The organism is Tepidimonas sp., assembly GCF_046292505.1.
Taxonomy (GTDB): Bacteria; Pseudomonadota; Gammaproteobacteria; order Burkholderiales; family Burkholderiaceae_C; genus Tepidimonas.
The window spans coordinates 327-626 of sequence record NZ_JBKBQX010000214.1; the positions used below are offsets into that span (position 1 = coordinate 327).

General features: G+C 73.7%; 1 protein-coding gene. It reads left to right on the top strand.

What is annotated here, in order from left to right:
• Nucleotides 1-12: 12 nt before the first annotated feature.
• Nucleotides 13-300 (top strand): biotin--[acetyl-CoA-carboxylase] ligase (locus tag ACK4TH_RS12840; RefSeq protein ID WP_409627002.1); only part of this gene is annotated, 288 nt, incomplete at its 3' end.

The window sequence follows — 300 nt, forward strand, 5'->3', positions numbered from 1 at the left end:
GGCTCTGACCGGATGACACCATCTGTCGCGCCACCACCCGGCTGGCGCCTGCGCGTCCATGAGAGCCTGCCCTCCACCTCCGACCTGCTGAAGCGCCTGGCGGAGGCCGGGGAGCCGGAGGGGCTGGCCGTTCTCGCGCGCCGGCAGACCGGCGGGCGGGGGCGGGATGGGCGGGCCTGGGAAAGCCCGGCCGGCAATCTGTATTTCTCCCTTCTGCTGCGACCCGGCGGGCCGGCCCGGGATGTGGGCAAATGGGCGCTGCTGGCGGCGCTGGTGATGGCGGAGGGGCTCGTGCCCTTT